We start from the raw sequence: 26,993 nt of genomic DNA on the forward strand, positions 1-26,993 counted from the left end.
GGCGACGCGGCGCTGCGCGATGCCGTTGCGCGCGAGTGGCCGGAAGCTCCGCGGCAATGCCTCTTCGATGAAGTCTTCACCGCTGCGCCCATCGCCGACGATGCGCCTTTGCCACGAAACGACGCCGATGCCGTGACCATCATCTATACCTCGGGCACCTCGGGCGAGCCCAAGGGCGTGATCTTGAACACCGCGAACCTGAACCACATGCTGCCCTGCACCGGCGAGCGGCTGGATCAGCTGATGGGGCCGCACACCGAGCCCGACCGCATTTTCCACTACCTGCCGTTCTGCTTTGCCGGCTCCTGGATCCTGATGCTGACCGCGCTATCACGCCACAGTGTGCTGACGCTCTCGACGGATCTCACCAGGCTCGCGGACGAGATGAAGCTGGCCGCGCCTGACTATTTTCTGAATGTGCCGGCGCTGCTGGAGCGCGTGCGTAAAGGAATCGAAGAGCAGGTAGCGAAGCGCGGGGGGATTGCGCAGAAGCTGTTCGAGCACGGGCGCGCTGCCTGGATGCGGCAGTACGAGGGCAAGTCTGCGGGCTTGGACGGCCTGTGGCTGGCGCTGGCCAACACAGCGGTGTTTGGCGCGATTCGCAAGAAGATCGGCCCCAACCTGAAGGCGCTGATCTGCGGGTCGGCGCCGCTGGCGGTCGAGACGCAGCTCTTCTTCATGATGCTCGGCATCCCGGTGCTGCAAGTGTACGGGCTTACCGAAACCACAGCCATTTGCACGCTGGACGATCCCAAGCACGTCGAACCCGGGTGGGCGGGCCCGGCGATTCCCGGCATCGAGATGAAGCTGGGCGAGCACGATGAGATCCTGGTACGCGGCCCGAACATTTTCCCTGGCTACTGGAACCGCCCGGCCGAGACGGCGAAGGTGCTGCGCGACGGCTGGTTCTACACCGGCGACCAGGGAGAAACGAACGCGAGCGGTAACTGGCGTATCATCGGGCGGATCAAGAACCTGATCATCCCGGCCTCGGGGCACAACATTGCGCCCGAGCCCATCGAGGAAGAATTGCAGCGCAAGATTCCGGGCGCGCAGCAAGTGGTGCTGGTGGGGAATGGACGCAGCTACATAGCGGCGCTGGTGACCGGCACGTTGGAGCGATCGCAGGCCGAGCAGGCGATCGAGCAATTGAACGCCGGCTTGCCACACTACAAGCAGGTGCGGCGTTTCACGGTAGTCGCCGAGGCGTTCACCATCGAGAGCGGCCTGCTGACGGCGAACGGCAAGCTGAAGCGCGACGCGATCGCAACGCGTTACGCGGGTGAGATCGAAGCGATGTATCAGAAAGAGGCATGAGCAAGCACAAGGCCAAGACGCTTTCCTGGGAAGCGCGCGACGGCGTGGTGGAACTGGCGCTGGACCGCGAGCCCTGCAACGAGATCGGCTCGGAAACGCTCGCCGACCTGGAGCATTTCACCTCGGAGCTCAAGAAACTGGGTGACGGCGCGGCCGCGCTGATCATCCACAGCAAGCGCAAGTGCGGCTTCTCCGCCGGAGCGGACCTGCGCGAACTGTACCATCGCGCACAGGAAGTGAAGGAGCCGGAACGGTCCCGGCACTTGCGCGGTTTCCTGGAGCGTATCCACAAGGTGATGAACACGCTCGACTCGTCGCCGGTGACCACCATCGCCGCGGTGCACGGCGTGTGCTTCGGCGGCGGGTTCGAGCTGGCGCTGGCCTGCGACCTGATCGTCGCCGACAAGATGGCCCGCTTCTGTTTCCCGGAGCTGCGGCTGGGGCTGATCCCGGGCTTCGGCGGCGTGCCACGCCTGAAGCGCGATTTGGGCAACGCGGTGGTGCGCGACCTGCTTCTTACCGGACGCAGCATCAACGCGGCGCGGGCACAAGCGGTGGGCCTGGTGAGCCAGCTCGCCGCGGAGGGTGAGGCGCTGCGCGTGGCGCGGGCCACGGCAGCCCAGGTCTGCAAGTTCGACCGCGGGACCGCCGGCGCTGCCAAGAAGTTCATCAAGCCGGTTCCGTACGAAGAGCTGAAGCAGGAGATCGACATTTTCTGTGAGCTGTTTCGCCGGCCCGCGGTCGCAGCGGGTTTGAAGAAGTTCGTCGAAAGCACGGATGCGCACCCGTACCTGCCGTGAGGAACGCAGGGGGAGGCAACGCAGTTCGTTGCTGCGATTGTTCCTGAGGAGGAAATTGCCCCATGCGATCCATTGCCCGACTCGCCCTTGCGTTTGCCGTGTTCGGAGTGACAGCGCCGGCCCAGGCAGCTGAAGAGCCTGGTCCGATCCTGAAGTCCCTGATCGAAACCGAGCGCAACTTTTCCCGCACGTCGGTGGAGAAGGGCATCCGCCCGGCGTTCCTGGCCAACCTGGCCGATGACGGTGTGCTTTTCCGGCCCGACCCGGTGCCGGGGAAGAAGTGGCTTTCGGAGCGGCCGCCCAACCCTGGACACCTGAGTTGGGAACCGTCATACGCCGAGGTCTCACGCGCCGGCGACATGGGGTTCACCACCGGACCGTACGAGTTCCGCAGCGCGGGTGAAAACCCGCAGATCGGCAACGGCCACTTCGTCACCGTGTGGAAGAAGCAAGCGGACGGCACATGGAAGGCCGTCATCGACCACGGCGCGCCGCACGCCAAGCCCGAGCATCCGGAGGTCCTGAGATTTCGCCCGGGCAACGGCGTCAAGGCAGGGACGGCCAACGCCAACATCGCCGCGGAACGAGCGGCATTGCTGGAGACGGAGCGGGCCTTCGCAGCCGCGGCCGGAAAGAATGCGGAGGAGGCTTACGACGCCTATGCCGCCAGCGACGTCCTTTTCCTCCGCATGCGCCAGCAACTGGTCGCCGGCCGCGACGCCGTCCGCAAGGAACTGAAGCAGAAGCCGGGAGCGCTGAGCTGGGAACCGATCGCCGGCGATGTCTCCGGCTCCGGCGACCTGGCCTACACCTACGGCAAGAGCCAGTTTCAATCCGCGGAAGCGAACGTGCCCCTGCACACGGGCTACTACCTGCGGGTGTGGCGCCGCGAGCCCAAAGGGCCGTGGAAGGTTGCCCTGGACCTGATGGTTCTAGCGCCGCCCGAGACCCAGTGAGGTCAGGGCGCGCTAGAATAGATGCACTTTCTCATGCGTACCCGAGAACAGACCCTCGAAGAGATCCTCGGCCTGGCGGCCACGCACTTCAAAGTGCCGCGCGAACGGCTCTCCCCCGACGACGACTTCTTCCAGAAGCTTGGCATCGACAGCTTGCAGGCGCTCGAACTGCTGACCCGCCTGGAGCATCACTTCCAGGTCGAACTCCCGGACTACGAAGTGCAGGGCGTGACGGACTTCCGCACCCTGGCCGATCGCATCCAGGCAAGACTCTGACAGATTGAATCATTGAGGGATTGAGTCATTGAATCAGTGACACCCCAAAATGATTCACTGATTCATTGATTCAATGATTCAATACTCCTCGCATGCTCGATCTTAGGAATTACTCGTGCCTGGGGGCGGCGCTGCGCGATGCGCTGGAGCGCTGGTCCGATGAGGTGTGCCTGATCGAGAGCGACCGGGAGCGCGAGAAGGAACGCCTGACCTACCGCGACTTCCGGGAATCGGCGCTGCCGCTGGCGCGGTTTCTCGAGGACTCCGGCTTCGGCCCGGGCGATCGCGCCGCCATCTGCATGACCAACCAGTCCAAGTGGTTGATCTCGGCCTACGCCATCTTCGTCCGTGGCGGCGTGCTGGTGCCCCTGGACTACAAGCTGACGCCGCGGGAGCAACTGGCGCTGCTGGCGCACTCCCGGGCGAGCCTGCTGGTGGTGGAGTACCACTTGTGGCGCGCGATGCAGCAGGAGGAAGGAATCCGCGAGCTGCGGGCCGGCACCGTGCTGGTGACCGAAGCGCCGCCGGGCGCCGATCTGGCCGGGGCCAAACGCTGGGAGGATGCGCGCAGCGAAGGCGAACCCACCTTCGTGATGCGCGAGCGCGGCGACTGGGCGTGCATCGTCTATTCCTCGGGCACCGGGGGCAGGCCCAAAGGCTGCGTGCTCACGCACGAGAACTATCTCGAGCAGTGCATGTCGCTGACCGCGCTCTATCCGTTCTGGCCCGGCGTGCGCTACCTCAGCATCCTGCCCACCAACCACGCCATCGACTTCATGGTGGGATTCATCGGGCCGTTCACCTGCGGCGCCTGTGTCGTCCACCTGCGCACGCTGCGGCCGGAGTACGTGCGCGACGCCTTCCCGCGCTACAAGATCACCTACATGAGCCTGGTGCCGCTGGTGCTCAAGAACCTGGAAAAGGGATTGCGCCAGCGCTTTGCGGAGTTGCCGCCGTTCAAGCGCCGCTTGCTCAATGCCATGGTCGCGCTCAATCGCCTGGCCACCATCCGGCGTCCCCACCTGAAGCTGAGCCGCCTGCTGCTCCAACAAGTACACCGGGCGTTCGGAGGCGAACTGCGGGCGCTGTTCGTAGGCGGCGCATTCACCGAACCGGCCACGCTGCAGTTCTTCTACGACCTGGGCATTCTGGTGGGCAACGGCTACGGGCTGACGGAGGCGGGGACGGCGATCACGCTCAACGACTTCAAGCCCTTCCGCCCGGATACGGTGGGCCGGCCGCTGCCGGGCATGGAAGTGCGCATTGTCGATCCCGACGCGGAGGGCATCGGCGAAGTGGCGGTACGCAGCAAGACGGTGATGTCCCATTATCTCGACGATCCGGAACTCACCGCGGAAACGTTCGTTGACGGGTGGCTGATGACCGGCGATCTCGGCAAGCTCGATGGCTCCGGGCATCTGCAACTCTTCGGCCGCAAGAAGAACGTAATCATCACCGAGGGGGGCAAGAACATCTACCCCGAGGACATCGAGAACGTCTTCGAGGGCCTGCGAGTACAGGAGTTCTGCGTCTTCGCGTCGAACTATCTCTGGCCGCACCACGAATTGACCGGCGACCTGCTGGTGATGGTGATCCATCCTGACTCCGGCACACAGTGGACCGACGCCGTGCGCCAGGACCTGGAAGCGCGCAACCGGCGCCTGCTGGACTTCAAGCGCGTGGGCGGATACGTGCTCTGGTTCCGCGACTTTCCGCGGACGGCATCCATGAAGATCAAGCGCCACGAACTGGCGGAGCAGGTGCGGGTGGAGGTCCAACGCGCGGCGGTGAAGCCGCTGTGAGCCGTCCGCTGCTCGCCTTGGTGAATCCGGCTGCGGGCGGTGGATGCTGCGGCAAGCTGGCCGGCCCGGAACTGGAACGCTTGCGCGGCGCCGGAGTCGACCTCGAAGTCCGGCAGACGCGCGAGCGCGGCGAGGCCACCGAAGTCACACGCGCGGCCTGGCGCGAGGGCTACCGGCGCTTCCTGGCCGTGGGCGGCGACGGCACGTCGTACGAGATCGTGAACGGACTTTTCCCGGAAGCCGCGGCGGGCGACGAAAAACCGACACTCGCCTTTTTGCCGCTGGGCACGGGGAACTCTTTCCTGCGCGACTTTACCGACCGCGGGGTCGAATACGCCCGCGAATCCTTGCTGGCCGGCCGTGAGCGAACCTGCGACGTGCTGCGTCTCACGCACGCCAAAGGCACGCTCTGCTACATCAACCTGCTGAGCATGGGGTTCGCCGCCGATGTAGCCGCGCTGGTGAACCGCAAGCTCAAGGGGCTGGGCGAGCTGGGGTATCTGCTGGGCGTGCTCACCTGCCTGGCGCGGCTCGATCGTCGCGCATTTCCGCTGCGCGTAGATGGCCTAGGCGAGCTCGACCGCCGCCGCTGTCTGTTTCTCAGCTTCAACAACAGCAAGTTCACCGGTGGGAAGATGATGATTGCGCCGCAAGCGGCGACCGACGACGGCCTGATCGAATACGTGCGCTGGGGGCCGATCGGGCGCCTCGGCCTGATGCGCAATCTGCACACGCTCTATGACGGCACGCACATGCGGCATCCGCTGGCCGAGCGCACGGCGGCGCGTCGCATCGAATTCCAGCTTGAGGGGCCGGTGGACGTGATGGTAGACGGCGAATCGCTCACACTCGAGTGCCAGGCGCTGGATGTGTTGCCGGCAGCGCTGCGGGTGATGGCCTAAATCGCCAAGCCGGGATCCCCCTCGAGAATCCGTTGTTCCAGCCGGGGGCGTTCGCCGGGCTTCCAGAGCCTGGCACGGTGGGAAACACGATAGCGGATCGGTCCTCCGTCGGAGCCGGGAGCGCGCTCCAGCGGGCGCGGGATGCATACGAACTCGCACTCGATGGCATCGTCGCTCAGGCGCACCGTTGCATAGCCATGGGCGCTCATATCAATGAACGCGAGGTGCGGCGAAAGGTCCGGGTTCGAGAGGCCGCGCGCCCGCGCCGGGTCGCCAGTCCGCTGGTACTCCAAACAGGAGCGCACCCCGTGATGCAGCAGCAGGTTCACCGTGGGATGCGGCTTGGCCTCGCCCGGCAGGTCCGCAAGAAAGAGTGCGCGCAGCGGATGCTTCTTGGGAAAGCGGTGCTCGAATGCTTCGACCAGGCCTGGGGCGGAAATTGAAGCGGTGATGAAGGCGACACCAACCGGCTCGAACGCTTTCGGCGGCAGCGCCTTGGCCGCGAGGCCGGCCCAGAAGCTGTGGCGGTCGGCGGCGACGACGGCAAAGCCTGCGATGCCGGCATCGCGGACCAGGTCATAGATGTCGCCGCGCTCGACGTAGGCGGCGCTATGATCGCCGCCGCCGAGTCCGGCGTAGCCCGCGCCCGGCCAGCGTTTGCCGTTTTCGGGCGGCAGGTTCTGCGGATCGACGCGCCAGTCCAGGGTGCCGAGCGAGTTGCCCCACACCTTCCACGTTGCCTTGGAGCTGCGCAGCCGGTCCAAAAACCATTTCTTCTGCTCGGCGCCGAGGATGGTCTGCGGCGGCTGGTCGCGCCGGAAGTTCGGGATCTCAGCGTCGCCGAAACGGATGGTCGCGGGAGGCTTGCCGCCGTTGTACGTGCGCCCGGCGTCGAGTATCTCCATGGCCTCCTGCGGGAACATCTCGGGAAAATCGGGGTTGGAGAGCGCCTGCGCTTCAGGTTCGCCGGTCGGCTCCACGGAGCGATAGCTGTGCTGATCCGTGATCAGCAGGTCGAGGTGCCGTCCCCAGCGCAGGGCGCGATAAGCCGTGAGGCTGCGCAGCGCTGCCAGGTTGTTCGGCTCGTCGCCGAGGCCGTTCTCGTCGAAGCGAGTGATCGGGGCAACGCTCACCTTCGGCTGCGTGAACCGGTCCAGCACCAGGCCTGCCGGCTGGCGGACGCGCGCCGGCTGATACTCGAACCAGGCCTGGTTCGCCGCCACCTTGCGGGTCTGTTCCGGGCGCGTCTTGCCTTCGAACTTCTGGAAGCTCTGCCAGCCCAGCCAGGAGAATTCATGGTTGTCCCACATGGGCACGAACGGCCAGCGGGCGCGGGCATCCTGCAGGTCCGGATCGGCCAGATAGGCGCGGTATACGGCGCGATAGTCGTCGAGCGAAACGGGAATGTGGAAGTCCGCGATCTTCTCGCCCTGCGGGTAACGCACAATGTCGCGCAAGCGGCGGTCGTACATGCCCTGCGGCCGGTCTTCCGGATACCAAACCATTTCGTAGATGAAGTCGCCGAGGTGCAGCACAAAGCCGAGCCGCTCGCTCTCGGGAGCGCGTTCGTCCTCGAAGATCATGCGGCGATAGGCGTTCTGCGCTGCCTGGTTAACGTTCTGGCAGCTCACAAAGGCAAAGCGCACCGGCCGCGGATCGTCATCGGCCGGCGCGGTGATGGTGCGGCCGATGCGGCTGCCGGCACCGTCGGCATCGGTGAAGCGGTACCAGTACACCCGTCCCGGCCGCAGGCCGCCGACCAGCACGCGACAGGTCCAGTCCGCTTCCGCCCTGGCGGCGGTCTCCGTGGTTGCCACAACCCGCGTGAACTCTGCGTCCTCGGCGACCTCGAGCGTGAGGTGAGCGGAGGTCGCGGCGCCTTTTGAGCCGACCGAGTAGCGTGTCCAAAGGACGACGCTGTCCGGCTGCGGATCTCCTGAGGCGACGCCCTCGACAAAACGCTCCCGTTGTTCCCGCCACTTAACGCGCGAGCGTGCCGCCGCCGGACCACACCAGGCCAGCGACGCCCCCATTGCCGTCGCCAGCGCGAGAAAATGTCGCCGTGTGATTTCGCTCATGGAGAGTTCCGCGCCTTCAACGTCCCGTGATGTTGGGACGGGAAGATTCTAGTCCTAGACGTACATGCGTCGCAGCATCTCGGCCGCGGTTTCGTCCAGCAGCTCGCTGCGGCGGAGGTCTTCGAAGCGGTCCAGCAGGTCCTCCGGGCGGAGGCGTCGCTTCTCCGCGCCGCGGTAGTCGTGCAGGATGCGTCCGCGGTACATCATGAGCAGGCGTGTACCCAGGCTGGCGGCCTGATGCATGGAGTGCGTGACCATGAGCGTGGTAAGCCGCTCGCGTGCGACGATCTCTTCCGTCAGACGGATGACCTGGTCGGCGCTGCGGGGATCGAGCGCGGCGGTGTGCTCGTCGAGCAGCAGGAGCTGGGGCTTGAGCCAGGTGGCCATGACCAGGGTGAGGGCCTGGCGCTGGCCGCCGGAGAGGGTGCCGATGGGGTTCTCCAGGCGGTCCTCGAGGCCCAGGCGCAGCGCGGCGATTCGCGCCCGCAATTCTTCGCGGACGCGGCGAGTGAGTCCCCACCCCAACCCGCGGGAGAGGCCGCGGCGCGCTGCCAGCGCCAGATTTTCCGCCACGGTCAGATTGGGCGCCGTGCCGGAGAAAGGATTCTGGAACACGCGGCCGATCATGAAGGCTCGCCGGTGCTCGGGCCAGCGGGTGACGTCGCTGCCCGCCAAGCGGATAGAACCGGTATCTACGGGAAAACTCCCGGCGATGGCGTTCAGCAAGGTGGACTTCCCCGAGCCGTTGCCCCCGATAATGACCACGAAGGCGCTGCTCTCCACCTGGAGGCTCACGCGATCGAGCGCCACCAGGCGGTTGGGCGTGCCCTCGTGAAAGACGCGCGTCACCGAATCCAGTTCAAGCATGGTTGGGTTGCGCCGCCTTTCTGCGTGTGCGCGCCAGCAGCTTCGGGAGCACCAGGGCCCCGAAGACGAACAGCGCGGTCACCAGCTTGAGGTCGTTGGGATCCAGTCCCCAGCGCAGCGCAATGGCCACCAGCAGGCGGAACAGTACCGATCCCATGATGGCGCCGACGATGGTCAGCCCAAGGTAGAGTTCGCCCACCAAGGCCTGGCCGATGATGACGCTGGCCAGACCCCACACCACCATCCCGATGCCCATCTGTACATCGGCGAAGCCCTGGTATTGCGCCAGCAGCGCGCCGGAGAGCCCGATCAAAGCGTTGGAGATGGCCAGGCCCAGGATGGTCATGTTCTCCACGCTCACGCCGAGGGCGCGGATCATCTGGTCGTTGTCGCCGGTGGCGCGCATGGCGGTGCCCAGGTTGGTGCAGAAGAACGCGTACATAGCCCCGGCGACCAGCATCGTCGCCAGTAACGCGAACGCGAGCGAGGCCGCGTCGTAGAGACCCACCGTCCAACCCGCCACCTGGAAGCTGGCTGCTTCGCCGAACAGGCGCGCGCCGGCCCGCTCGGCGACGGTGATGACCGTCGTGGCATCCAGCAGCGGAACATTGGCCTTGCTCAGCACGTGCAGGTTCACGGAATAGAGGGCCGTCATCACCAGGATCCCGGAGAGCAGCTTGTGCACGCCGAACTTGGCATGCAGCACGCCGGTGGTGGCGCCCGCCAACGCTCCTCCCAGGCAGGCTGCCGCACTGGCCAGGAAGGGATCGCGACCCTGCACGATGAGGACCGCGGCGATCGAAGCCCCGAAGGTGATGGAGCCGTCGGCGGTGATGTCGGGAAAATGGAAGACGCGGAAGCTGATGTAAACACCCAGCGCCAGCAGCGAAAGAATCAGGCCGATGGTCCAGGCGCCCAGCAGCAGGTTCATGCCGCGCCGCCTTCCGCCGTAGTCGTGGTGATGGGACTGACCCAGCAGGCGCCACGCACCAACTCGCTTTCACCCACCCCGACGATAGGACGATCGTCCTCCAGCAAGTGGAGGACCCCGCGCAGCGTCTCGTTCTCGAAGAGAGCCGCGACCGAGGGCTTGAGGTCCACGCGGCCCCGTGCCAGCGGGCGGTAGGAGAACGCGGCGGCATGAAAGTGCCCGGTGAGCGGCAGCGTCTTGCGCAGCGGCCGAAGCATCGGCGCCAGCGCTCCGGCCGGCACGCGCGTCACTACGCCCGCTGCCACGCACACCGAGCGCGCATGCACACGCTCCGGTGAGAACGAGATCCATTCCCGGATGGCTGGATGCGCGAACGGATCCGGAGCACCGCCCGCAAGCGCAGGCGAGCGGCGCAGGGCCGCACCCGCCAGGCCTCCCACCTCGGCCACCATGACCATCCCGACGGTCCCGGACTCAGCCACGTTCAGGCAGGTTTCCGCCAGCTCGCTCAGTCGTACCGCGCCCGCATCCCGGTTGGCCTCGAAGCGCAGCAGGAAACGGAATGCGCCTTCGCAGGCCAGGCCATAGAGCGTCTCGATCTCGGGCACCAGCGCGTTGGTGGCCACCATGTAGTCGGGAACGCTGGTGCCGTCGCCCGGCTGGTAGGCGGCGGAGCCGGCAACCGCGAGGAACTCCCCGAAGCGCGAGCGACAGTCATCAAAGCCTGCGCCGAAGGCTCCCAAGCCCAAGGCAAAGGCGGTTTCCGGAAACGACAGGGCACGGCAGTGCTGGTGGCGGTAGCGCGAACCCGCCAACAAAGCCGGATCGCCGATCACGCGACAGGCCAGCGCGCCCTCCGGCTCGCAATCGAACACTTCGTGAGCGGCGCTGGGGCTGGTCAGGGCGCGTCCGGGAGGCTGCGCCGCCTTCATGGTGTCGGTGGTGCTCGCCTCGGTCGCCGCCAGCAGGATGGGCTCCAGGCCCACCAATTGAAGGATGCTGCGCACGCGCTCGGAAGCGGCGATGATGACGAACGATCCCTGAATGGCCACCAGCTTTTTGTAGTACTCGACCAGTACGCCGATGCCGGCCGAGCTGAGATACGTGACGTCGGCCAGGTCGAGGCGCAGATGGTGCGCACCCTGCTGCACGATCTCCTTCAACGCCTCCGAGAAGAACTGCGACCAGTAGGAATCCAGGCGGCCGCGCACGCGGAGTTCCAGCACCTGGGCGCGCGGGAGCTTAGTGATTTCCACGGTGCGCTCCGGCCTCCTGCTCCGCCCGACGCAACAAAGCGTGCGGCAAGGTGATACCGGCGGCGCGGGCGGCCTCCGGATTCACCACCAGGTAGGTGCTGGAAAAGTTTTCCATCGGGATCCGGGCCGGACTCTCGCCGCGGATCACGCGGGCAGCCTGAGCGCCGGCGAGGCGGCCACTGTCGAAATATTCACGCGTGATGGCCACCATGGCGCCCTGCTCCACCTGTGCCTTCTGGAAAGCGAACACCGGCAGGTGAGCTTGCGTCGCGGCCCGGGCGATGCTTCCAAAGGCGGAGGCCACAAGGTTGCCGGGCATCTGCATGACGGCGTCGATCCGCTTTCCCACCAAGGCTTGCGCGGCATCGGGGACGTCGGTGGCCGTGCTCACGGGAACCACCTCGATCTCCATGCCCGCCTTACTGGCCGCTTCTTGAAACTGCTCAAGAAAATAGACCATGTTGGTTTCTGCTGGAACGTGCAACGTCCCCAGCCGGCGTACCCGGGGAAAGTATTCCTTCACCAGCGCCATCATCTGCGGGTATCCCACGGAGATGTCGACGCCGGTGACGAAGGGCAGGTGGTCGGTATGGCTGGTGCCGGCTCCGGCGGCGATCCCGCTGGCCACGTAGGCGAAGACTACCGGCGTGCCCTTGCCGCGCCGAATGGCGGCCTGCAGGGTTGGCGTGGAAAACGTAAGCAACAGGTCGGCATTCTGGGTGACGGCCGAATCCACCAGGGCGCTGACGGTCGCCATGTCGCCCTGGGCATTGGAGAAATGCAGCTCGTAATCCCGGCCTTCAACTAAACCGGACTCGCGCAAGCCCGCCAGGGCGCCTTCTTTCGTCTCGTTCGAGTCCAACACGTCGTTGTATTGAATGACGTGGATGTTCCACTTGCGCGCCGAACCCGACTGGCGGGGACCGGCGCCGGAAAATAACAGTCCCGCCGACGCCAGAAGAATCAGCGCCAGGCCCAGCCACAAGCGTTTGACGACGAGCCACACGCTTCACCCGTTCCCGGCCGGAACGCAACCTTCGACCAGAGGCAAGGTGCGAGAGTGTACACGATGCGGAGCCCGGTGGGCGCGGGTTTTGCGGTTCGCTGCGCCGCGGTAGCATGTCTTCCGTGCTAGATTGAGGACGTTCGGGCCCGTAGCTCAGCGGTCAGAGCAGGGGACTCATAATCCCTTGGTCCCAGGTTCGAATCCTGGCGGGCCCACCAGGATCCGCAACCGTTTCCGGCAGCCCGTCGCTTGGCGCGCAAGGAGGAATCTGGATGAATGCGAGGCTATTTCCCCGAGTGTGCCTGTTGGTCGCGGTTGTGGTGGGGCCGTCTTGGGCACAGCAAGCGGAGCTTTCCGGAGGACCTCAGGAACCGCAGCCTGACATCAAGCGAAGGTTCACCGAGGCACAGAAGCGCAATGCGGCGACCCTTCGCCAATACATGTGGAGGTCACGTACCGAACTGAGGCTCAAGGGCGAGACCAAGAAAGTCAGGGTGGAACAGGTACGGTTCGACGCCGGCGGCCAGCAGCAGAAGACTCTGCTGGAGGAAAGCCCGCAAGGTGAGCGGCAGGCTCGAGGCGGGCCGCTGCGGCGGAAGGTAGTCCAGAAGAAGAAGGAAGAGTTCGCCGAGCTGATGCACGACATGGTGAAGCTGGTGACGTCTTACGCACACATTCCACCCGATCGGATGGAAGCGTTCGTAACCAAAGCGCAGTTCAGTCTGGGCCAGGGCGCCCACGCGGGCACCATTCAGATTTCCGGGCAGAACGCCGTGCAGGCCGGCGACACCATGAAGCTGTGGGTCGACAGGCAAACCATGATGATGCACCGCGTGGAGATTCAGACACCCCTCCAGGAAAAGCCGGTCTACGTCGTTCTGGACTTTCAAGACATACCGAACGGACCCACCTGCCAGTCTGCTGTGACGCTTGATTATCCCGAGAAGAAGGTCCAGGTTCTGATCAGGAACTCCGACTACCGGCCTCGGGCTCCGCTTCCCCAATCGCAGGGTCCAGCTTCCGCCTCAGACCGATGGTGGCCGGGAGAATCCAGGGGCTGGCCCTTGGCAGCCGCTATAGTCCCCTAGTCACGCGCAGCTGGAGACGGTGACGAAAACATCTTGAAGAATTGAAGGAGGGAGAATGCAGAACTGGAGGCTTCTCTTGCTGCTTACCCTGGTCGCGCTCGCCGGATTGGAGCTTGGCTCGGGGATGAATCAAACAGTTCAGGCGCAGAGTAATGCCGCCCGCTGCTCGGTTGCCGTTCCCCGCGATTGGGGAGAGTTCCGGGGCGCGACCGAACAGGGCTTCATTTTCGAGGACCAGAACGGAACCGTGCGCATTATCCGGCAACTGCCTTGTCCCGGGCTGGGGAAGCCCCAGATCGCCATCGAACTACGACGCGAATAGGCCACTCTCGTCCGTCACGAGCGCGATCGGCCCGAAGGACGCTTTTGCCGTCGGCTTCTTCGCTTCCACTCATGCTGATGGAGGTCCATGCGGATGCGGCCGCCGGAGAAGGCTACGCCCTCGTTCTCCAGGCGCAGGCGCTGCTCGAACCCCGATTCGCCTGCGAGCAGGATGCGGCCGCCGGCGCCCACGACGCGATGCCACGGCAACCCCCGGGAAACGTGAAGAGCCCACACCACCTGCCGCGCCGCGCCGGGATGGCCGGCGGCACGCGCCACCTGGCCATAGGTCGCCACCTTGCCGCGCGGGATCTGCCGGATCGTCTTGCGAATGCTTTCGAACATTGCCTGACAGAGTAGCCCGTCGAGCACCGGCTGCAAAACCCCTTCCACGACCGGCGGACTCCATCTTCTATAATGAAGCGGTCGTGAGCGTGGCCGATCCGCAGTCCGAAATCTCTTGCGTGAGGAAGCTGACTGATGCACTGGCTCGTTTTTCTGGCTGCAGTAATCCTTCAAGCCCATGACATGCACAGTGGCCACACCATGCCGGCAGCGGCGCCTGCGGCCGATCCGGTTTCGCTGTTCAACCACCGTTTGGCGGGCGTGCTGGTGATCCTGCTGGGCAGCTTCGCCTACCTCGAGAACACCGCTCTGCAGAAGTTCCGCGGGGTGAAGTACCTGTGGCCGATGCCGCTGCTTGTACTGGGTACCTACGTCTTCCTGTACAGCGACAATCCGCAACTCTTTCCTTTTGACCTGCAGCGTTGGGCGCGGCATGCTACCGCCTGGGAGCACAAGACCATCTCGGTGATGGTGATTGCCCTCGGCCTGATTGAACTGTTCCGGCGCACCGGCAAGCTGACCCATCCGGCATGGAAGCACATCCTGAACGGCATCATGCTGACGGCCGGCATGTTGCTGTTGTTCCATCGCGGCAAACACCACGTGGACGTCATCCACACGCAGCACATCTGGATGGGCATTGTGGCGGTGACGCTCTCGGTGGCGAAGATCGTCTCCGATTGGAAGGGTGGCAGCCTGGCGTGGCTGGGACGCTACGCCGTGCCGCTGCTCATGGTCACGCTGGGCATGCAACTGGTGCTGTACGTGGAGTAGCAGCTAAGCCCATGGCGACGGCGCTCCAGTCCGATGCTTCCGGCGCCGCCGCCCGCACGCCTGCGGCCCCATCGCCGACCGCGCGGCTCTCGGTCGGCGTGCTGGTAGACCTGTTCCGCTATCCCGCTGCCGGCGGACACGTGAAGTGCTGGGAGCGCCTGGCGGAGGCGGCGCTCGGGCTCAAAGGCCTCGATCTCACCGTCTACTTTCTTGCCGAGAAGCCCGGCAACGTCGCCCTGGGTGAGAACGCCCGCTATGTCCTGCTGCGGCCGCTGATGGGCACGGATCGGCTGCGCTTCCTGAAAGACGTGGTGGATCACACCGACCTGGCGCCGTTCCGGCCGGGTTTTCATCGCACGTTGGCGAGCCATCACGTCGTTCACGCGACCGACGCGTTCTTCACCCTCGCCAAGTCCGCGCTTTCGCATGCCCGCCGCAGCGGGCGTCCGCTGGTCTGCTCGCTCCACACCGATACCCCGTCCTACGCTCGGGAGCAAGCGGCCATGGTCTTCCGCAAACTTTTCGGCGCGACGCTGAGCGGTCTGGTCGTGGACCGCTGGCGCTGGCACGAACGTATAGGCGGGCGCATGCAACGCCAGTTGCGGCGCTATCTCCAGCATTGCGACTGGAGCCTGGCTTCGCAGGGCGAAGACCTCAGCCTGCTGCAACGCGAGCTGCCGGGACGCGTCTCCACGCTCCGCCGCGGCATCGATAAGCAGCGCTTTCATCCTGAACGTCGCGACCGCGGCCGGCTGAGCACACAGTTCGGCATTCCCGAAGATTGTCTGGTGCTGCTCTGCGTCGGCCGGGTGGACGAGGTCAAGAGCGTTCTCACGCTGGCGCAAGCCGCCCGTCTGCTGGTGGATCGCGGCGTCCCGGCCCACGTCGTGTTCGCCGGTGAAGGCCGCGCCCAAGACGAGATCCGGCAGATCCTCGGCGCCCACGTGACCCTGCCGGGTAACATCCCGCAGGAGGATCTGGCGTGGATTTACGCCAGTTCCGACCTCTTCGTGTTTCCCTCGCGCATCGAAATCTCTCCCAACGTGGTGCTGGAGGCCAAAGCCGCCGGGCTTCCCGTGATGGTCGCGCGCCAGGGCGGCTCGTCCCAATTCGTGAAGGAAACTGGACGCGACGGCCTGGTCATCGCCCAGGACGACCGCGCCGTGTGGGCGGAAGCCATCCAGTCCCTCTGGTCGGATCCCGCGCGGCGCACCGCGATCGCCGCGGAAGCCCGCCGCTGGATCGAAAACGAGCGCCCCTCCTGGCGCGAGGTGCTGGTCCAGGACCTCGTTCCCGTGTGGCAGCGCGTGGCGTGCGAGCGCGGGGTGTGGAGCTGAGCGCGATGTTTGGCCAGCGCATCCTCCTTCTGATTCCGCATCCGGACGACGAAGTCGTCGGCTGTTGTGCCGCCATCGGCCGCGCGCAGCGCGCGGGCGCCAGCGTCTTCGGAGCGTTTCTCACCACCGGCGTGCCGGCTGCCGAAGTCCTGTGGCCGTGGCAGCGGGGCACGCATCACCAGCGCGTGGAACGGCGATTGGGCGAGGCCCGCCGCGCCGCCGAACTGCTGGGCCTCGATCCCGTATGCTTTCGCGACGTTCCCACGCGCCGTCTGAAAGATCACGCACCGGCTACCCTGGAGCTTCTCCGCACCCTGCTCGCCGAAGTGCACGCCGACATGCTGTGGACTCCGGCTTACGAAGGCGGCCACCAGGATCACGACGTTGCCAACTTCCTGGCCAGCCGGCTGCGCGATCGCGTGCCGGTCTGGGAGTTCAGCGAGTACAACTTTTTCGGCGCTGAAGTTCACAGCCAGGAATTCCTCGCGCCCACGGGCGAAGAACAGGTCTTGGCGCTCGATGCCGCCGAGCAGCAGCGCAAGCGCGCTCTCCTGGCGCTTTACGAATCCGAGCAGGGCAACCTCGACTACGTGCGCACCGAGCGCGAGGTGTTCCGTCCCCTCGCCACCTACGATTACTCACGCCCGCCGCATGAAGGCAAGATGTTCTACCAGCGCTTTCAGTGGGTGCCCTATCACCCGCGCGTGGACCACACGCGGCCGGAAGAAGTGTGCCGGGCGCTGGCCGGCTTCGCGGCTCACTCGTAGCGCAACGATTCGCTGGGTTGCAGTTTGGCGGCGCGGCTTGCGGGCAGGTATCCGAACAGGATGCCGGTCAGGCAGGTCACCACGAAGGCGAGCACGACGGACACCCAGGAGATGGGCACGCTCAGTTGGCGCGGGAGAAAGGGCTGCGCCAGGACGGGCAGGCTTACCGCAACGGCGATCCCGGCAACCGCCCCGGTGCTGCTGATGATCAGGGCCTCCAGCAGGAACTGGTAGAGGATCTGGCGGCGGTGGGCGCCGATCGACATGCGCAGTCCGATCTCCTTCGTGCGCTCGGTCACGGTCACCAGCATGATGTTCATGATGCCGATGCCGCTGATGGTCAGTGCGATCAGTCCCACCACCAGCAGCACGATCGAGAGAGCCAGCGAAATGTTGCCCGCCGCCTCCAGCAGGGAGCGCAGGTTCAGCACCTGGTAGACCGCCTCCGGGCGATGGCGGCGCTTCAGCACCTCCGCAACTCCCTGAGTGACCAACGCGACATCCTCCGGGGTCGAGGCCTGCGCGTAGAGTACCGACAGGTAGTCGGTGCCGCTGTAATACTTGAGCAGCGGAAAGGGGATGATCAGCGTCTCGCGCTGGATCTCCGACTGCCCGAAGGTGGAAACGCGCTCGCGGAACACGCCCACCACAGTGAACCGCAGCTCGCCCACCCGCAGCACTTTGCCGATAGGATCCTGCGAGGGAAAGGCCAGGTCCGCCAGTTCCTCGGTGAGGACGCAGACCTTGTTGCGCATCAGCATGTCGTCGGCGTCGAGGAAGCGTCCGCGCACTACGATGAGGTTGCGGATACTCTGGAAGCCTTCGGTCACGCCCACCATGCTGACCGGGCGCTCGATGCCCTCCATCACCACCGTGGTCATCATGGAGCGCGTGCCGGCAACTTCGTTGACGCGCGGCAGACTGCGGGTCGCCTGCATGTCGGTCACCGAGATTTCGTCGACCAGCGGCGTGATGCCCTGGGGTCCGGCGCGCACCAGCTTGGCGTACACGATGTTCGTCCCCACACCCTCGATCTGCGCCATGATGTAGCGCTTCCCGGTGAGCCCCACCGTGACCACCAGCACGATGCAGGCGCTGCCGATCATCACCCCCAGCATGGTGAGGAAGGCGCGGAACTTGTTGGCGCGCAGCGCATCCAGCGACACTTGCCAGATCTCAGGCGTGAACATTCTTCGATCCTAGAAAGAGCATAGCAGAGCCATCCGCCGGGTCTGCTGGATTGGATGCATACGTATGCGTCGCTGCGTTTGCCTCCCGCGGCCCGATAACGGTACCTTACAGAGACTGATGCAGACGGCAGTCAGCCCCGCTACCGAAGCGGCGCCCGCCACCGGGACCCAAGCCGGCGAGGTCACCGTCGTCATCCCGGCCTTCAATGAGCAGGAAGCGATCGTGCGCGAGGTGGAGATGGTGGAAGCCGCCCTCCGCCAGACCGGCTGGCAATACGAGATCATCGTGGTGGACGACGGTTCCACCGATGAGACTGCCGCGCGCGCTGAGTCCACCGGGGCGCAGGTGATCCGGCTGCCGCGCAACCGGGGCTACGGGGCCGCCATCAAGTCCGGTGTCTTGGCCGCGCGTTACCCCTGGGTCCTCATTACCGACGCCGACGGCACGTATCCGCCGCGCTTCATCCCGCGCTTGCTGGAGCTCACCCCGCACCGGGACATGGTGGTGGGCGCGCGCACCGGCGATAAGGTTCACATCCCTTTGCTTCGTCAACCCGCCAAGTGGTTCCTGCGGCGCACCGCCGAGTACCTGGCCGAGCAGCCCATTCCCGACTTGAACTCGGGCCTGCGCGTGATCCGCCGCTCCCTGATCGAGCGCTTTCGACACTTTCTACCCACGGGCTTTTCGTTCACGACCTCGATCACGCTGGCGCTCCTGTGCAATGGCTACGCGGTGGAGTTCACGCCGATCGAGTACGAGAAGCGCATCGGGAAATCCAAGATCCGGCCCGCGCACGCCTTCCAGTTCCTGGTGCAGATCCTGCGCATGATCACGCTCTTCAATCCGCTGCGCGTCTTTCTGCCGCTGGGATTCGTGCCCTTTTTCGCCGGCGTCGCCTATCTGGTTTACGACCTGACGCAATGGAACATTACCGATACCGCGGTGATGGGGGTCGTGAGTGGATTGGTGATCTGGTCCATCGGCCTGCTGGCGGATCAGAACGCGCGCTTCAATATGGACCGGGATTGAACGCACGCGACGCCCTGCATTTTCCCTTTGCTTTGCTCCTACGCCCTCCGCTCCGGGTTCACACTGCGATACCAATGGACGAACCGCCGCAATCCGTCCTCGAGGGAAATGGCGGGTTTGTAGCCCAGCACCCGCTCCGCCTTGGAAATATCGGCCCAGGTGAGCGGCACGTCACCGGGCTGCGCCGGCAACAGGTCGCGGGTGGCTTTTCGGCCGGTCGCTTCTTCCATCGCTTCGACCAGCTCCGACAGCTTCACCGGCTTTGAGTTACCGAGGTTGAAGATCTCACAGAATCCTCCGTCCGGCTCCCGCCGGGACACATAGCTCAGGGCGCGCAGGATGCCGGCTACCGTGTCGTCCACGTAGGTGTAGTCGCGGCCGGTCGAGCCGTCGCCGTAGAAAGGGATGGGCGCGCCGCGCTCGATCATTCCGGTGAACTTGTGAATCGCCAGGTCCGGCCGTTGACGCGGCCCATACACGGTGAAGAAGCGCAGCACCACCACAGCCATTTGGTACAGGCGCGACCAGGTGGCGCACATGATCTCACCGGCGAGCTTGGTGGCCGCATAGGGCGAGACGGGACGGAGGTCGAGTTGCTCCTCGGAGAACGGAGCCGGCGCCAGGCCGTACACCGAACTCGACGACCCGAAGATCAGCCGCTGCACTTTGAACTCCCGGCACAGTTCCAAGACGTTCAGGGTACCGACGATGTTGATTTGCTCGTAGAGGCGTGGCTGCTCGATGGAGGGCCGCACGCCGGCGCGTGCCGCCAGGTGGATCACGACCTCGGGCGGCATGGCGGCGAACGCCTCGCGCACGCTGTCGTAGTCGACGATGTCCGCGACGTGAAGCTGGAACTTCCCCGCTTTCTTCAGGTCCTCCAGGTTCGCCTGCTTCCATTCCGTCGGATAGAAAGGGTCGAGGTGGTCCACGATGTTGAGCGGAAAGTCGGCGCGCAGCAAAGCCTCCGCGAGGTGCGAGCCGACAAAGCCCGCGCCGCCCGTCAGCAGAATGCTTCCCTTTCGCTCCCCCATCGCCTGAACCTCCGAGAACTCTCGCCATTGCGAGCGCAGGAAGGAATCCCGACCACCGCGCCGGTGATGCGGCCCCTACTCTACCAGACGTTGACGCATCTTCTTCCGCCGGATAGATTGCTCGCTCGATGAACCGTGCCCTCCGCGACGCGCTCCTGCTGCTCGCGCTGACCGCGGCGGCGCTGGCCCTGCACGGATATCACCTTGGCGTAGACGACCAGGTCATCTACCTGCCCGCCATCAAGAAGAACCTCGATCCGGGCCTCTACCCTTTCGACGCCATCTTCTTCCTCTCCCAGACCCGGCTCACGCTCTTTGACGAGATGGCCGCCTGGTTCACGCACAGTTTTGGTTTCTCACTCGAGTGGACGATGTTCGCGCTGTATCTCGCGACCACCTACCTTTCGCTCGCCGCCTGCCTGGCCTTGGCGCGCCGCTGCTTCTCAAGCAGCGTCGCGCATTGGGCGGCGGTCACCATGATCTGCGCCGTGCTTCCGCTGCACGCTACCGGAACGCTGGTCCCCATGCAGGACCGCTACCTGCACCCGCGTGGCCTGGCCACCGCCGCCATCCTGTTCGCCGTCACTGCGGTGCTCGACCGCAAGCCGCGCGCGCTGGCGTGGCTGGCCTTCGCCGGAGTCCTCCATCCCCAGATGGCGTTTTTCGGCGTGATGCACATCGGCGTGCTCGTCGTCTTGCAGGTGCGGATGCCGTTGCGGGCGGCGCTCTTCGCACAGCTCCCGGCGTGGGAGCCGGCCAATCCTGCCTGGCGCGACGTCATGCTTACGCGCATTCACCACTATCCCCTCAAGTGGCCGTGGTACGAATGGCTGGGCGTGGCCTTCCCCATGGTCCCGTTGTGGCTGTTCGCGCGCTCGGCGCAGCAGCGGGGTGAGGCGGCGCGCGCGCTGGTCTGCCGCGCCTTTTTCCTTTCCGGCTGCCTGGGCATCGCAACCGCCATCGCAGTCTCCACCGTGCCGCAGTTCGAGCGCTTCGTGCCCATCCAGTTCATGCGCGTGCTTCACCTCATCTACTGGATCTTCTTCCTGATGCTCGGCGGGTGGCTGGGCGAGCGCTTCCTCGGACGCAGTGCGCTCCGCTGGGCGCTGTGTTTCGGGCTCATTGCCGCGCCGGTGGTCTACGGCTACTCCTTTTATTACGGCAAGAGCCCGCACATCGAGTGGTCGGGCCGCGTGCCGCGCCACGCGTGGCTCGAAGCTTTCGACTGGATACGCCACAACACGCCGCGCGACGCGCTGTTCGCGGTGGATCCCATGTATCTCGAGCGCCCGCGCGCCGATTATCACGGTTTCCGCGCCCTGGCCGAGCGCAGCATGCTGGCCGACTACGGCAAAGACCGCGGCGTGGTCGGCCTCTTTCCCGAACTCGCGTATGAGTGGCGCCAGGAGTACGAAGACCAGCGACGCTGGCGCGAATTCACCGCGGAAGATTTCCGCGCGCTCAAGCGGAAGTACGGCGTCTCCTGGGTGCTGCTGGAGAAGCCTGGCGTCCCCGGGCTCACGTGTCCGTACCAGAACGAGGAGTTGATGGTCTGCCGGGTGGAGTAGGGGCGTTCCCTCTCTTCCCACGTCTGCGCCGAAAGAACAGGACGCAGACATGCGGCACCATCATGGAAAGAATTGGCCCTACGACTTGCGCGACATAAGCCTCGCCAGCCCTTCTCCCTCCATCGCCGTCCAGGCCGCCAGCCCGGGCCCGCCGACCAGCAATTCGCGCACACGCTTGACCAGAGCCAGGGCCAGCGCCGTCTCGGGCGTAAGGCCGAGGGCGCCGCCCAGCACCACGAATCCGCCCTCTTGCACGCCCAGCGCGCCCGGCACCACGAAGGCGGCGCTGCGCACCGCCGCACCCAGGCTCTCAAGCACGAGCGCGTTCGCCAGGCTCGAAGGAACACCGAGAAAGTACAGCGCGAGCCAGGTTTCGCCGGTGTGCAGCAGCCACCCGATCATCCGCCAGCAGCCGGCAAGAAACACCTGCCGCCGGCTGTGATACAGCTCCATGATCCGCCGGTCGAGTTCGGCGGCATCGCCGGCCAGAGATTGCCATGCACGTCCTGGCAGCAGCTTTCCGACCACCCCTGCCATGCCACGAAAGAGACCCAAGCGTTGCGCGGCGTAGAACGCCGCCACCGCCAGCGTCGCGACCAGGATGCCGATGAGCAACGTGCGTCCCTGTTCTCCGTCCACGCCGGCGCGCAAGAGCAGCGCTACGCCCATCAGCGCAAACACAACCTGAGTCACCAGCCCCAGGGTGAAATCCACTACGGTGCTGGCTCCAGCATCGGCGCCGCTGGTTCCCTGCCGGGCCGCGAGGCGGGCGCGCACGAAGTCGCCGCCCACCTGCCCTACGGGCAGCAGGCTGTTCACCGATTCGCCGATCCAGCGCAGACGCAGCAGGCCGATGAATCCCGGCCGCGAGGCGGAAGGGAAAAGTACGCGCCAGGCAACGGTGTTCGCTCCCAGCGTGACCGAGCGGTAGGCCGCCACCCACAGCAGTCCCCAGCCCGCAGCCGCGACTGCGGCCGCCAGGTCGCCCACGCCGTAGTAGGCCACGAGCGCCACGAACAGCGCCAGGCCGAGCGCGATGGAAAGATAGGTAGTGGTGCGCATGGAGACGCCGAGTGATTGTAACTGCGCGGAAGAGATGCGCGACGACCAGAGACCTGAAACCCGAGACCCTGGCTATTGCAGCGCTTTCAGCGCCTCGCTGGCGCTCTTGCGCTTGGGCTGGAGGGTGAGGGCGGCGCGGTATTCGCGGGCAGCGTCGTCGCGGCGGCCCAGCTTTTCGTACAGGCGTCCCAGCCATTCATGCGCGCCGGCGTGCGAGGGACGGTCGTCTCGCGGCGGCACCGTGCTGATGTAGGACTTCAGGAACTGCTCCGCTTCCGCCGGGCGGTCGCCGGCCAGCACGCGCACCACGCCGCGATAGAACGCCAGCCGGGGATCACGACTGCTCACGCGCGCCGCCGCTTCCACTATCTGTTCCATGGCGGCGGCATTGCCGCGCTTGAGATAGAAGTCCGCGACTTCGAAATACGCCGAAGCGGCCTTGGGCTTGAGTTCGAGCGCCTGGCGGTATTCGCCTTCCGCCCGTTCCGGTTTCTTCAGCTCCTGCCAGTATTCGGCGCGCGCCAGATGGCCCTCGATCGGATCGCGCCGGGCCAGCTCTTCAATCTGCGCCAGCGCCTTGTCGTCGCCGCCGCCGATGATTCCGGGCGCCTGCAGCAGGAAGGTGATGTAATCGCGGCGCGCCGGCAGGTTGGCGGGATCGAGCTGGATGGCTTTCTGCCAGGTGTCGCGCGCTTTGCGCGCCTTGCCGAAGGCGCCGAACGGACCCGAGTGCTCGGCTTGCCGGCCGTAGGCCCGGGCCAGCCAGAGGTGATACTCGGAGTTCTGCGGATCAAGCTGCACGGCGCGCTCGGCGCTCCTGGCGGCGCTCTCCCACTCACGCAGCTCGTAGTGGCTGCGCGCCAACCAGAACGCTACCCGCGCGTCGCCGGCCTGCTCTCCCGCCGCGGCACGCAGAGTGGCCACCGCGTCCCGATAGCGGCCGGAGGCGAACTGCTCCTGCCCGGTCTCGAGCGGCGACTTCGCCGCCGCCGGCAGCGACAGCAGCACAGCCGAGAGGAAGGCCAGAGTGCGAATTGGAGTCACGAGTCTCATGGCTCGCTAGGGGCGCGCGCGCAAAGGGCGCAGCCGGTCAGGGTCGGGCCGCCGTGGCACTGTATGACGATACCCTATGACACGCCCAGAGGGATCATCCGGGTCTCGTATCGGCGGCCCGTTGCTTACACCCCTTCGATGCCGCCCTGCCACAGGGGGATGCTCCGCTTTGGCCACAGTGGAGCATTTGCCGGGGTGTACAATCCCGCGCCATGACCACCGCTTCGCGCGGGCCTCTGGCCGCCTTCTGGCAGCGCTTCCCGCTGCGCACCCATCACGGCTGGATGAACCTGCTGCTCCTGGCGTTGCCGGCGGCCATCGCCGCGCACCTGATGCACGCCAGCCCGCTGGTGATCTTCGTGCTCGCGGCGGTGGCCATCATCCCGCTGGCGGCGGTGCTGGGGGAAGCCACCGAGGTGCTCTCCGCCTACTCCGGGCCGCTGGTAGGCGGCATCCTGAACGGGACCATGGGCAACGCCACCGAACTCATCATCGCCTTCTTCGCGTTGCGCGCGGGACACGTGGAGGTGGTGAAGGCGTCGCTCTCCGGGTCCATCATCGGCAACCTGCTGCTGGTGCTGGGGCTGGCCATCCTGGTGGGCGGTATCGGGCGGGAGAAGCAACAGTTCTCGCGCACCGCGGCGGGCGCCAACAGCAGCATGCTGTTCCTGGCCGTGGCGGCGCTGGTGATGCCCGCGGTCTACGACCTCTCGGTTGCGGGCACGCTCACCTACGAGGACGTGAGCGTGAAGACGCTGAGCCTGTGGACCAGCATCATCCTGATCGCCATCTACGGCATCAGCTTCCTGTTCATGCTGAAGACGCACAAGGCGCTGTTCATCGCCAGCGAAGAGGCTGAGGAGAAGCCGAAGACGCCGGTGAAGTCGGCGCTGCTCTCGCTGGTGCTGGCCACGGTGGCCATCGCCTTCATGAGCGAGATGATGGTGGACGAGATCGGCGCAGTCACCCAGGCGCTGGGCATGACCGAGCTGTTCGTGGGCGTGATCGTGGTGGCCATCGTGGGCAACGCCGCCGAGCACTCGACCGCGGTCATGGTGGCCATGCGCAACAAGATGGACCTGGCCATGACCATCGCCGTGGGCTCGAGCACACAGATCGCGCTGTTCGTCGCCCCGCTGCTGGTGCTGCTCTCCTGGGCCATCGGCAAGCCCATGTCGCTGGTGTTCAACGCCTTCGAGATCGCCGCCATCGCGCTCTCGGTGATCATCGTGGAGATGATCTCCTCGGACGGCGAGAGCAACTGGTTCGAGGGCGCGCAGTTGCTGGCGCTGTACGTGATCCTGGGGATTGCGTTCTATTTTGTGCCGGGATAGGCAAGCAATCAGCCGTCAGCACTCAGCAATCAGCCAAGCCGGCGTTGCATGACCCAGTGCTGAACGCTACCTGTGGTACTTCCCCGTCAGACTGTTCCAGCGAATCTTCAGCATCTCGAGAAAGATGGCAAAGCCGTCGCGGAGGGGATGGATCTTGGAGCGCTCATCGTGGGCCCACTCCACCGGCACTTCGCGCACGGTGAGGCGCAGCTTCTGCGCCAAGAACAGGAGCTCCGGATCGAAGCCCCAGCGCTCGATGCGCTGCAGCGGGAAGATAGACTGGGCGGCGCGGTGGGTGAATGCCTTGAAGCCACACTGCGTGTCTTTGAAGGGTAAGCCCAGAAGCGCGCGCAGCATCAGATTGAAGACGCGGCCGAAAAACTGACGGTAGAGAGGCTGGCGCTCGGTCTGCAGCTCCCGCTGCAGCCAGCGCGAGCCGATGGCGACGTCGGCGCCGGCGGCCAGGGCATCAAAAAGCTTGGGCGCCTCGTGGATAGGCGACGACAGGTCAGCGTCGCTGAACAGCAGCATGTCGCCTTTCGCTTCCAACATGCCGTGACGCACGCTGTAGCCCTTGCCGCGGTTCCCCGGGTTCTCCAGCAGGCGGACGCGAGGATGCCGCGCGGCATAGTCGCGCACGATCTGCGGCGTCTGGTCGCGTGAGCCGTCGTTGACCACCAGCACCTCAGCGTCCCACTTCTGGTCTTCGAGATAGGCCAGGACCTTGTCGAGCGTCACGGTGATGCGCTCGCTCTCGTTGTAGGCGGGAATGATGATGCTGTATTGCACGCAGGCGTCAGGTCCCGGGTCTCAGGGAACGGTGGCATGGTAGCAAAGGACCCGATTGAATCACGGAATCATTTGTTCATTGAATCATTGGGAAGCAAACCGCGCTACGCCACCGCTCAGGCGACATCTTCGTCTTCCAGCATGTCGAAGAAGGCGTCCACCAGGTGGCGGTCGAGAAGACCGTGGCGAGATTCATCGCGCATCGTGTGTTCGGCGTGGGACGCCGAGAGCGCGGGCTTGTACGGGCGGGCGGTGCGGAGCGCATCATAGACATCCACCACCTGAAGCACGCGCGCCAACAGAGGAATCTCCTCGCCGTGCAGGCCGTCGGGATAGCCGGAGCCGTTCCAGTGTTCGTGGTGGTGACGGATGATGGGCAGCACCAGGCGCATGGATTTGAGCGGTTTGACGATGTTCTCGCCGGTGACGGGGTGCTGGCGCATGACCTTCCATTCTTCGGGTGTGAGCTGGTCGCCCTTCCTGAGGATGTCATCGGGCACGATGATCTTGCCGATGTCGTGCAGAACGCCGCCGCGCTCCAGCGCGATGATGTGATCCTCGTCGAGTCCGAGGCGGTGGCCGAGCGCGGCGCTCATGCGCGAGAGGCGGTCGCAGTGGTCGCCGGTGTAGGGATCGCGGGCCTCGACGCCGCGGGCCAGCGACATGACCACCGCTTCGGCGTGCTCCAGTTCGTCGGTGTATTCCTTCAAGCGCAGCAGGGAGCGGACACGGGCCAGCAACTCGTCGGAGTCGACGGGCTTGCGCAAAAAGTCGTCAGTTCCCGCCTGGATGCCGCGTAGCCGGTCGTCGCGGCGCCGCAGGCCGGTGACGACGACGACCGGGATGAGGCGGGTGTGCGGGTTCTCCTTGAGCTCGCGGCAGAAATCGAGTCCGGAACCGCCGGGCAACACAACGTCCAACAGGATGAGATCAGGAGATTCGGCGGCGATGGCGTCTCGGGCCTGAGCGACATCATGGGCCGTGCGGACGTCGTAGTCGTGAACCGCCAGCACCCGGCTGATGTGCAGACGCGCGACTGCGTCGTCGTCCACTACCAGGATGCGCGCGCGACGGCGCCGTGCAGCTCGCTTGCGCATGGAAGTGCCACTC

26 protein-coding genes and 1 tRNA gene are annotated in these 26,993 nt (G+C 65.5%); 15 read left to right on the plus strand and 12 right to left on the minus strand.

The window, feature by feature from the left end; all coding sequences use genetic code 11:
- The 6 genes from VLE48_05320 to VLE48_05345 form a co-directional block, all read left to right on the plus strand.
- Positions 1-1,317, plus strand: a 1,317-nt coding sequence (locus tag VLE48_05320; GenBank protein ID HSA92412.1) for an AMP-binding protein, incomplete at its 5' end; no start/stop codon positions are given.
- The gene (locus tag VLE48_05325; GenBank protein HSA92413.1) at positions 1,314-2,117 is read left to right on the plus strand and encodes an enoyl-CoA hydratase/isomerase family protein; all 804 of its coding nucleotides are present in this window, start codon (positions 1,314-1,316) and stop codon (positions 2,115-2,117) included. The genes VLE48_05320 and VLE48_05325, both read left to right, overlap by 4 nt.
- 62 nt (positions 2,118-2,179) lie before the next feature.
- Positions 2,180-3,073: a nuclear transport factor 2 family protein gene (locus tag VLE48_05330; GenBank protein HSA92414.1), complete on the plus strand. Its 894-nt coding sequence runs from the start codon at positions 2,180-2,182 to the stop codon at positions 3,071-3,073.
- A 33-nt stretch (positions 3,074-3,106) separates the two neighbouring features.
- Complete coding sequence (locus VLE48_05335; protein ID HSA92415.1) at positions 3,107-3,349, plus strand: acyl carrier protein; 243 nt, start codon at positions 3,107-3,109, stop codon at positions 3,347-3,349.
- A gap of 92 nt (positions 3,350-3,441) precedes the next feature.
- Complete coding sequence (locus tag VLE48_05340; protein HSA92416.1) at positions 3,442-5,151, plus strand: AMP-binding protein; 1,710 nt, start codon at positions 3,442-3,444, stop codon at positions 5,149-5,151.
- On the plus strand, positions 5,148-6,053 hold the full coding sequence (locus tag VLE48_05345) for a diacylglycerol kinase family protein (GenBank protein HSA92417.1): 906 nt from the start codon (positions 5,148-5,150) through the stop codon (positions 6,051-6,053). Before VLE48_05340 ends, VLE48_05345 begins: the two co-directional genes overlap by 4 nt.
- On the opposite strand, the gene VLE48_05350 is transcribed toward VLE48_05345, so the two are convergent.
- From VLE48_05350 to VLE48_05370, 5 genes are read right to left on the minus strand one after another with little or no spacing between them, the layout of a single operon-like run.
- Positions 6,050-8,131 (minus strand): alkaline phosphatase D family protein, encoded by a 2,082-nt coding sequence (locus tag VLE48_05350; protein HSA92418.1) that lies wholly within the window; start codon positions 8,129-8,131, stop codon positions 6,050-6,052. The two genes, VLE48_05345 and VLE48_05350, sit on opposite strands and share 4 nt — an antisense overlap.
- Before the next feature lie 54 nt (positions 8,132-8,185).
- Entirely contained in the window at positions 8,186-8,998 is an 813-nt protein-coding gene (locus tag VLE48_05355; protein ID HSA92419.1) for an ATP-binding cassette domain-containing protein, read from the minus strand.
- Positions 8,991-9,929 (minus strand): hypothetical protein, encoded by a 939-nt coding sequence (locus VLE48_05360; protein ID HSA92420.1) that lies wholly within the window; start codon positions 9,927-9,929, stop codon positions 8,991-8,993. The genes VLE48_05355 and VLE48_05360 overlap by 8 nt, the downstream gene beginning before the upstream one ends.
- A complete protein-coding gene (locus VLE48_05365; GenBank protein HSA92421.1) occupies positions 9,926-11,185 on the minus strand; it encodes an STAS domain-containing protein in 1,260 nt (419 codons plus the stop codon). The genes VLE48_05360 and VLE48_05365 overlap by 4 nt, the downstream gene beginning before the upstream one ends.
- Positions 11,172-12,191 (minus strand): ABC transporter substrate-binding protein, encoded by a 1,020-nt coding sequence (locus VLE48_05370; GenBank protein ID HSA92422.1) that lies wholly within the window; start codon positions 12,189-12,191, stop codon positions 11,172-11,174. The genes VLE48_05365 and VLE48_05370 overlap by 14 nt, the downstream gene beginning before the upstream one ends.
- 142 nt (positions 12,192-12,333) lie before the next feature.
- Here VLE48_05370 and VLE48_05375 point away from each other — a divergent pair.
- From VLE48_05375 to VLE48_05385, 3 genes are all read left to right on the plus strand, one after another.
- Positions 12,334-12,409, plus strand: a tRNA-Ile gene (locus VLE48_05375).
- Positions 12,410-12,685: 276 nt separating this feature from the next.
- Positions 12,686-13,279, plus strand: coding sequence for a hypothetical protein (locus tag VLE48_05380; GenBank protein HSA92423.1), 594 nt, complete (start codon positions 12,686-12,688; stop codon positions 13,277-13,279).
- Positions 13,280-13,334: 55 nt separating this feature from the next.
- A complete protein-coding gene (locus VLE48_05385) occupies positions 13,335-13,601 on the plus strand; it encodes a hypothetical protein (protein HSA92424.1) in 267 nt (88 codons plus the stop codon).
- A 14-nt stretch (positions 13,602-13,615) separates the two neighbouring features.
- On the opposite strand, the gene VLE48_05390 is transcribed toward VLE48_05385, so the two are convergent.
- On the minus strand, positions 13,616-13,945 hold the full coding sequence (locus VLE48_05390; GenBank protein ID HSA92425.1) for an MGMT family protein: 330 nt from the start codon (positions 13,943-13,945) through the stop codon (positions 13,616-13,618).
- A gap of 135 nt (positions 13,946-14,080) precedes the next feature.
- Between VLE48_05390 and VLE48_05395 the strand changes: the two genes are divergently transcribed.
- The 3 genes from VLE48_05395 to VLE48_05405 are packed head-to-tail and all read left to right on the plus strand — an operon-like array spanning position 14,081 to position 16,823.
- Positions 14,081-14,719, plus strand: coding sequence for a hypothetical protein (locus VLE48_05395; GenBank protein HSA92426.1), 639 nt, complete (start codon positions 14,081-14,083; stop codon positions 14,717-14,719).
- 11 nt (positions 14,720-14,730) lie between these two features.
- A complete protein-coding gene (locus VLE48_05400; GenBank protein ID HSA92427.1) occupies positions 14,731-16,056 on the plus strand; it encodes a glycosyltransferase in 1,326 nt (441 codons plus the stop codon).
- Positions 16,032-16,823: a PIG-L family deacetylase gene (locus tag VLE48_05405; GenBank protein HSA92428.1), complete on the plus strand. Its 792-nt coding sequence runs from the start codon at positions 16,032-16,034 to the stop codon at positions 16,821-16,823. The genes VLE48_05400 and VLE48_05405 overlap by 25 nt, the downstream gene beginning before the upstream one ends.
- Here VLE48_05405 and VLE48_05410 read toward each other — a convergent pair.
- Entirely contained in the window at positions 16,814-18,013 is a 1,200-nt protein-coding gene (locus VLE48_05410; protein ID HSA92429.1) for an ABC transporter permease, read from the minus strand. The genes VLE48_05405 and VLE48_05410 overlap by 10 nt on opposite strands.
- 118 nt (positions 18,014-18,131) lie before the next feature.
- On the opposite strand from VLE48_05410, the gene VLE48_05415 reads away from it, so the two are divergent.
- Entirely contained in the window at positions 18,132-19,043 is a 912-nt protein-coding gene (locus tag VLE48_05415; GenBank protein ID HSA92430.1) for a glycosyltransferase family 2 protein, read from the plus strand.
- Between the two features lie 38 nt (positions 19,044-19,081).
- Here VLE48_05415 and VLE48_05420 read toward each other — a convergent pair whose 3' ends face one another.
- Positions 19,082-20,077, minus strand: a complete 996-nt coding sequence (locus VLE48_05420; GenBank protein ID HSA92431.1) for a GDP-mannose 4,6-dehydratase — start codon at positions 20,075-20,077, stop codon at positions 19,082-19,084.
- A gap of 128 nt (positions 20,078-20,205) precedes the next feature.
- On the opposite strand from VLE48_05420, the gene VLE48_05425 reads away from it, so the two are divergent.
- Positions 20,206-21,645, plus strand: a complete 1,440-nt coding sequence (locus tag VLE48_05425) for a DUF6798 domain-containing protein (GenBank protein ID HSA92432.1) — start codon at positions 20,206-20,208, stop codon at positions 21,643-21,645.
- A gap of 78 nt (positions 21,646-21,723) precedes the next feature.
- Here VLE48_05425 and VLE48_05430 read toward each other — a convergent pair whose 3' ends face one another.
- Positions 21,724-22,707, minus strand: a complete 984-nt coding sequence (locus VLE48_05430) for a lysylphosphatidylglycerol synthase domain-containing protein (protein ID HSA92433.1) — start codon at positions 22,705-22,707, stop codon at positions 21,724-21,726.
- 72 nt (positions 22,708-22,779) lie between these two features.
- Positions 22,780-23,751 carry a tetratricopeptide repeat protein gene (locus VLE48_05435; GenBank protein HSA92434.1) on the minus strand — a complete coding sequence of 324 codons (972 nt, stop codon included), beginning with the start codon at positions 23,749-23,751 and terminating at the stop codon, positions 22,780-22,782.
- A gap of 221 nt (positions 23,752-23,972) precedes the next feature.
- On the opposite strand from VLE48_05435, the gene cax reads away from it, so the two are divergent.
- Positions 23,973-25,094: a calcium/proton exchanger gene (gene cax, locus VLE48_05440; GenBank protein HSA92435.1), complete on the plus strand. Its 1,122-nt coding sequence runs from the start codon at positions 23,973-23,975 to the stop codon at positions 25,092-25,094.
- Positions 25,095-25,160: 66 nt separating this feature from the next.
- Here the strand turns inward: cax and VLE48_05445 are convergent, their stop codons facing one another.
- On the minus strand, positions 25,161-25,883 hold the full coding sequence (locus VLE48_05445; GenBank protein HSA92436.1) for a dolichyl-phosphate beta-glucosyltransferase: 723 nt from the start codon (positions 25,881-25,883) through the stop codon (positions 25,161-25,163).
- Positions 25,884-25,999: 116 nt separating this feature from the next.
- Positions 26,000-26,980: an HD domain-containing phosphohydrolase gene (locus VLE48_05450; GenBank protein ID HSA92437.1), complete on the minus strand. Its 981-nt coding sequence runs from the start codon at positions 26,978-26,980 to the stop codon at positions 26,000-26,002.
- Between the last annotated feature and the right edge of the window lie 13 nt (positions 26,981-26,993).

The organism is Terriglobales bacterium (assembly GCA_035454605.1).
Lineage (GTDB): Bacteria > Acidobacteriota > Terriglobia > Terriglobales > Acidobacteriaceae > DATMAB01.

Bases quoted from the DNA above. Each gene is read 5' to 3' on its own strand.
- VLE48_05325 (HSA92413.1), top strand. From the start codon at position 1,314: ATGAGCAAGCACAAGGCCAAGACGCTTTCCTGGGAAGCGCGCGACGGC.
- VLE48_05330 (HSA92414.1), top strand. From the start codon at position 2,180: ATGCGATCCATTGCCCGACTCGCCCTTGCGTTTGCCGTGTTCGGAGTG.
- VLE48_05335 (HSA92415.1), top strand. From the start codon at position 3,107: ATGCGTACCCGAGAACAGACCCTCGAAGAGATCCTCGGCCTGGCGGCC.
- VLE48_05340 (HSA92416.1), top strand. From the start codon at position 3,442: ATGCTCGATCTTAGGAATTACTCGTGCCTGGGGGCGGCGCTGCGCGAT.
- VLE48_05350 (HSA92418.1), bottom strand. From the start codon at position 8,131: ATGAGCGAAATCACACGGCGACATTTTCTCGCGCTGGCGACGGCAATG.
- VLE48_05355 (HSA92419.1), bottom strand. From the start codon at position 8,998: ATGCTTGAACTGGATTCGGTGACGCGCGTCTTTCACGAGGGCACGCCC.
- VLE48_05360 (HSA92420.1), bottom strand. From the start codon at position 9,929: ATGAACCTGCTGCTGGGCGCCTGGACCATCGGCCTGATTCTTTCGCTG.
- VLE48_05385 (HSA92424.1), top strand. From the start codon at position 13,335: ATGCAGAACTGGAGGCTTCTCTTGCTGCTTACCCTGGTCGCGCTCGCC.
- VLE48_05390 (HSA92425.1), bottom strand. From the start codon at position 13,945: ATGTTCGAAAGCATTCGCAAGACGATCCGGCAGATCCCGCGCGGCAAG.
- VLE48_05395 (HSA92426.1), top strand. From the start codon at position 14,081: ATGCACTGGCTCGTTTTTCTGGCTGCAGTAATCCTTCAAGCCCATGAC.
- VLE48_05400 (HSA92427.1), top strand. From the start codon at position 14,731: ATGGCGACGGCGCTCCAGTCCGATGCTTCCGGCGCCGCCGCCCGCACG.
- VLE48_05410 (HSA92429.1), bottom strand. From the start codon at position 18,013: ATGTTCACGCCTGAGATCTGGCAAGTGTCGCTGGATGCGCTGCGCGCC.
- VLE48_05415 (HSA92430.1), top strand. From the start codon at position 18,132: ATGCAGACGGCAGTCAGCCCCGCTACCGAAGCGGCGCCCGCCACCGGG.
- VLE48_05420 (HSA92431.1), bottom strand. From the start codon at position 20,077: ATGGGGGAGCGAAAGGGAAGCATTCTGCTGACGGGCGGCGCGGGCTTT.
- VLE48_05425 (HSA92432.1), top strand. From the start codon at position 20,206: ATGAACCGTGCCCTCCGCGACGCGCTCCTGCTGCTCGCGCTGACCGCG.
- VLE48_05430 (HSA92433.1), bottom strand. From the start codon at position 22,707: ATGCGCACCACTACCTATCTTTCCATCGCGCTCGGCCTGGCGCTGTTC.
- cax (HSA92435.1), top strand. From the start codon at position 23,973: ATGACCACCGCTTCGCGCGGGCCTCTGGCCGCCTTCTGGCAGCGCTTC.
- VLE48_05450 (HSA92437.1), bottom strand. From the start codon at position 26,980: ATGCGCAAGCGAGCTGCACGGCGCCGTCGCGCGCGCATCCTGGTAGTG.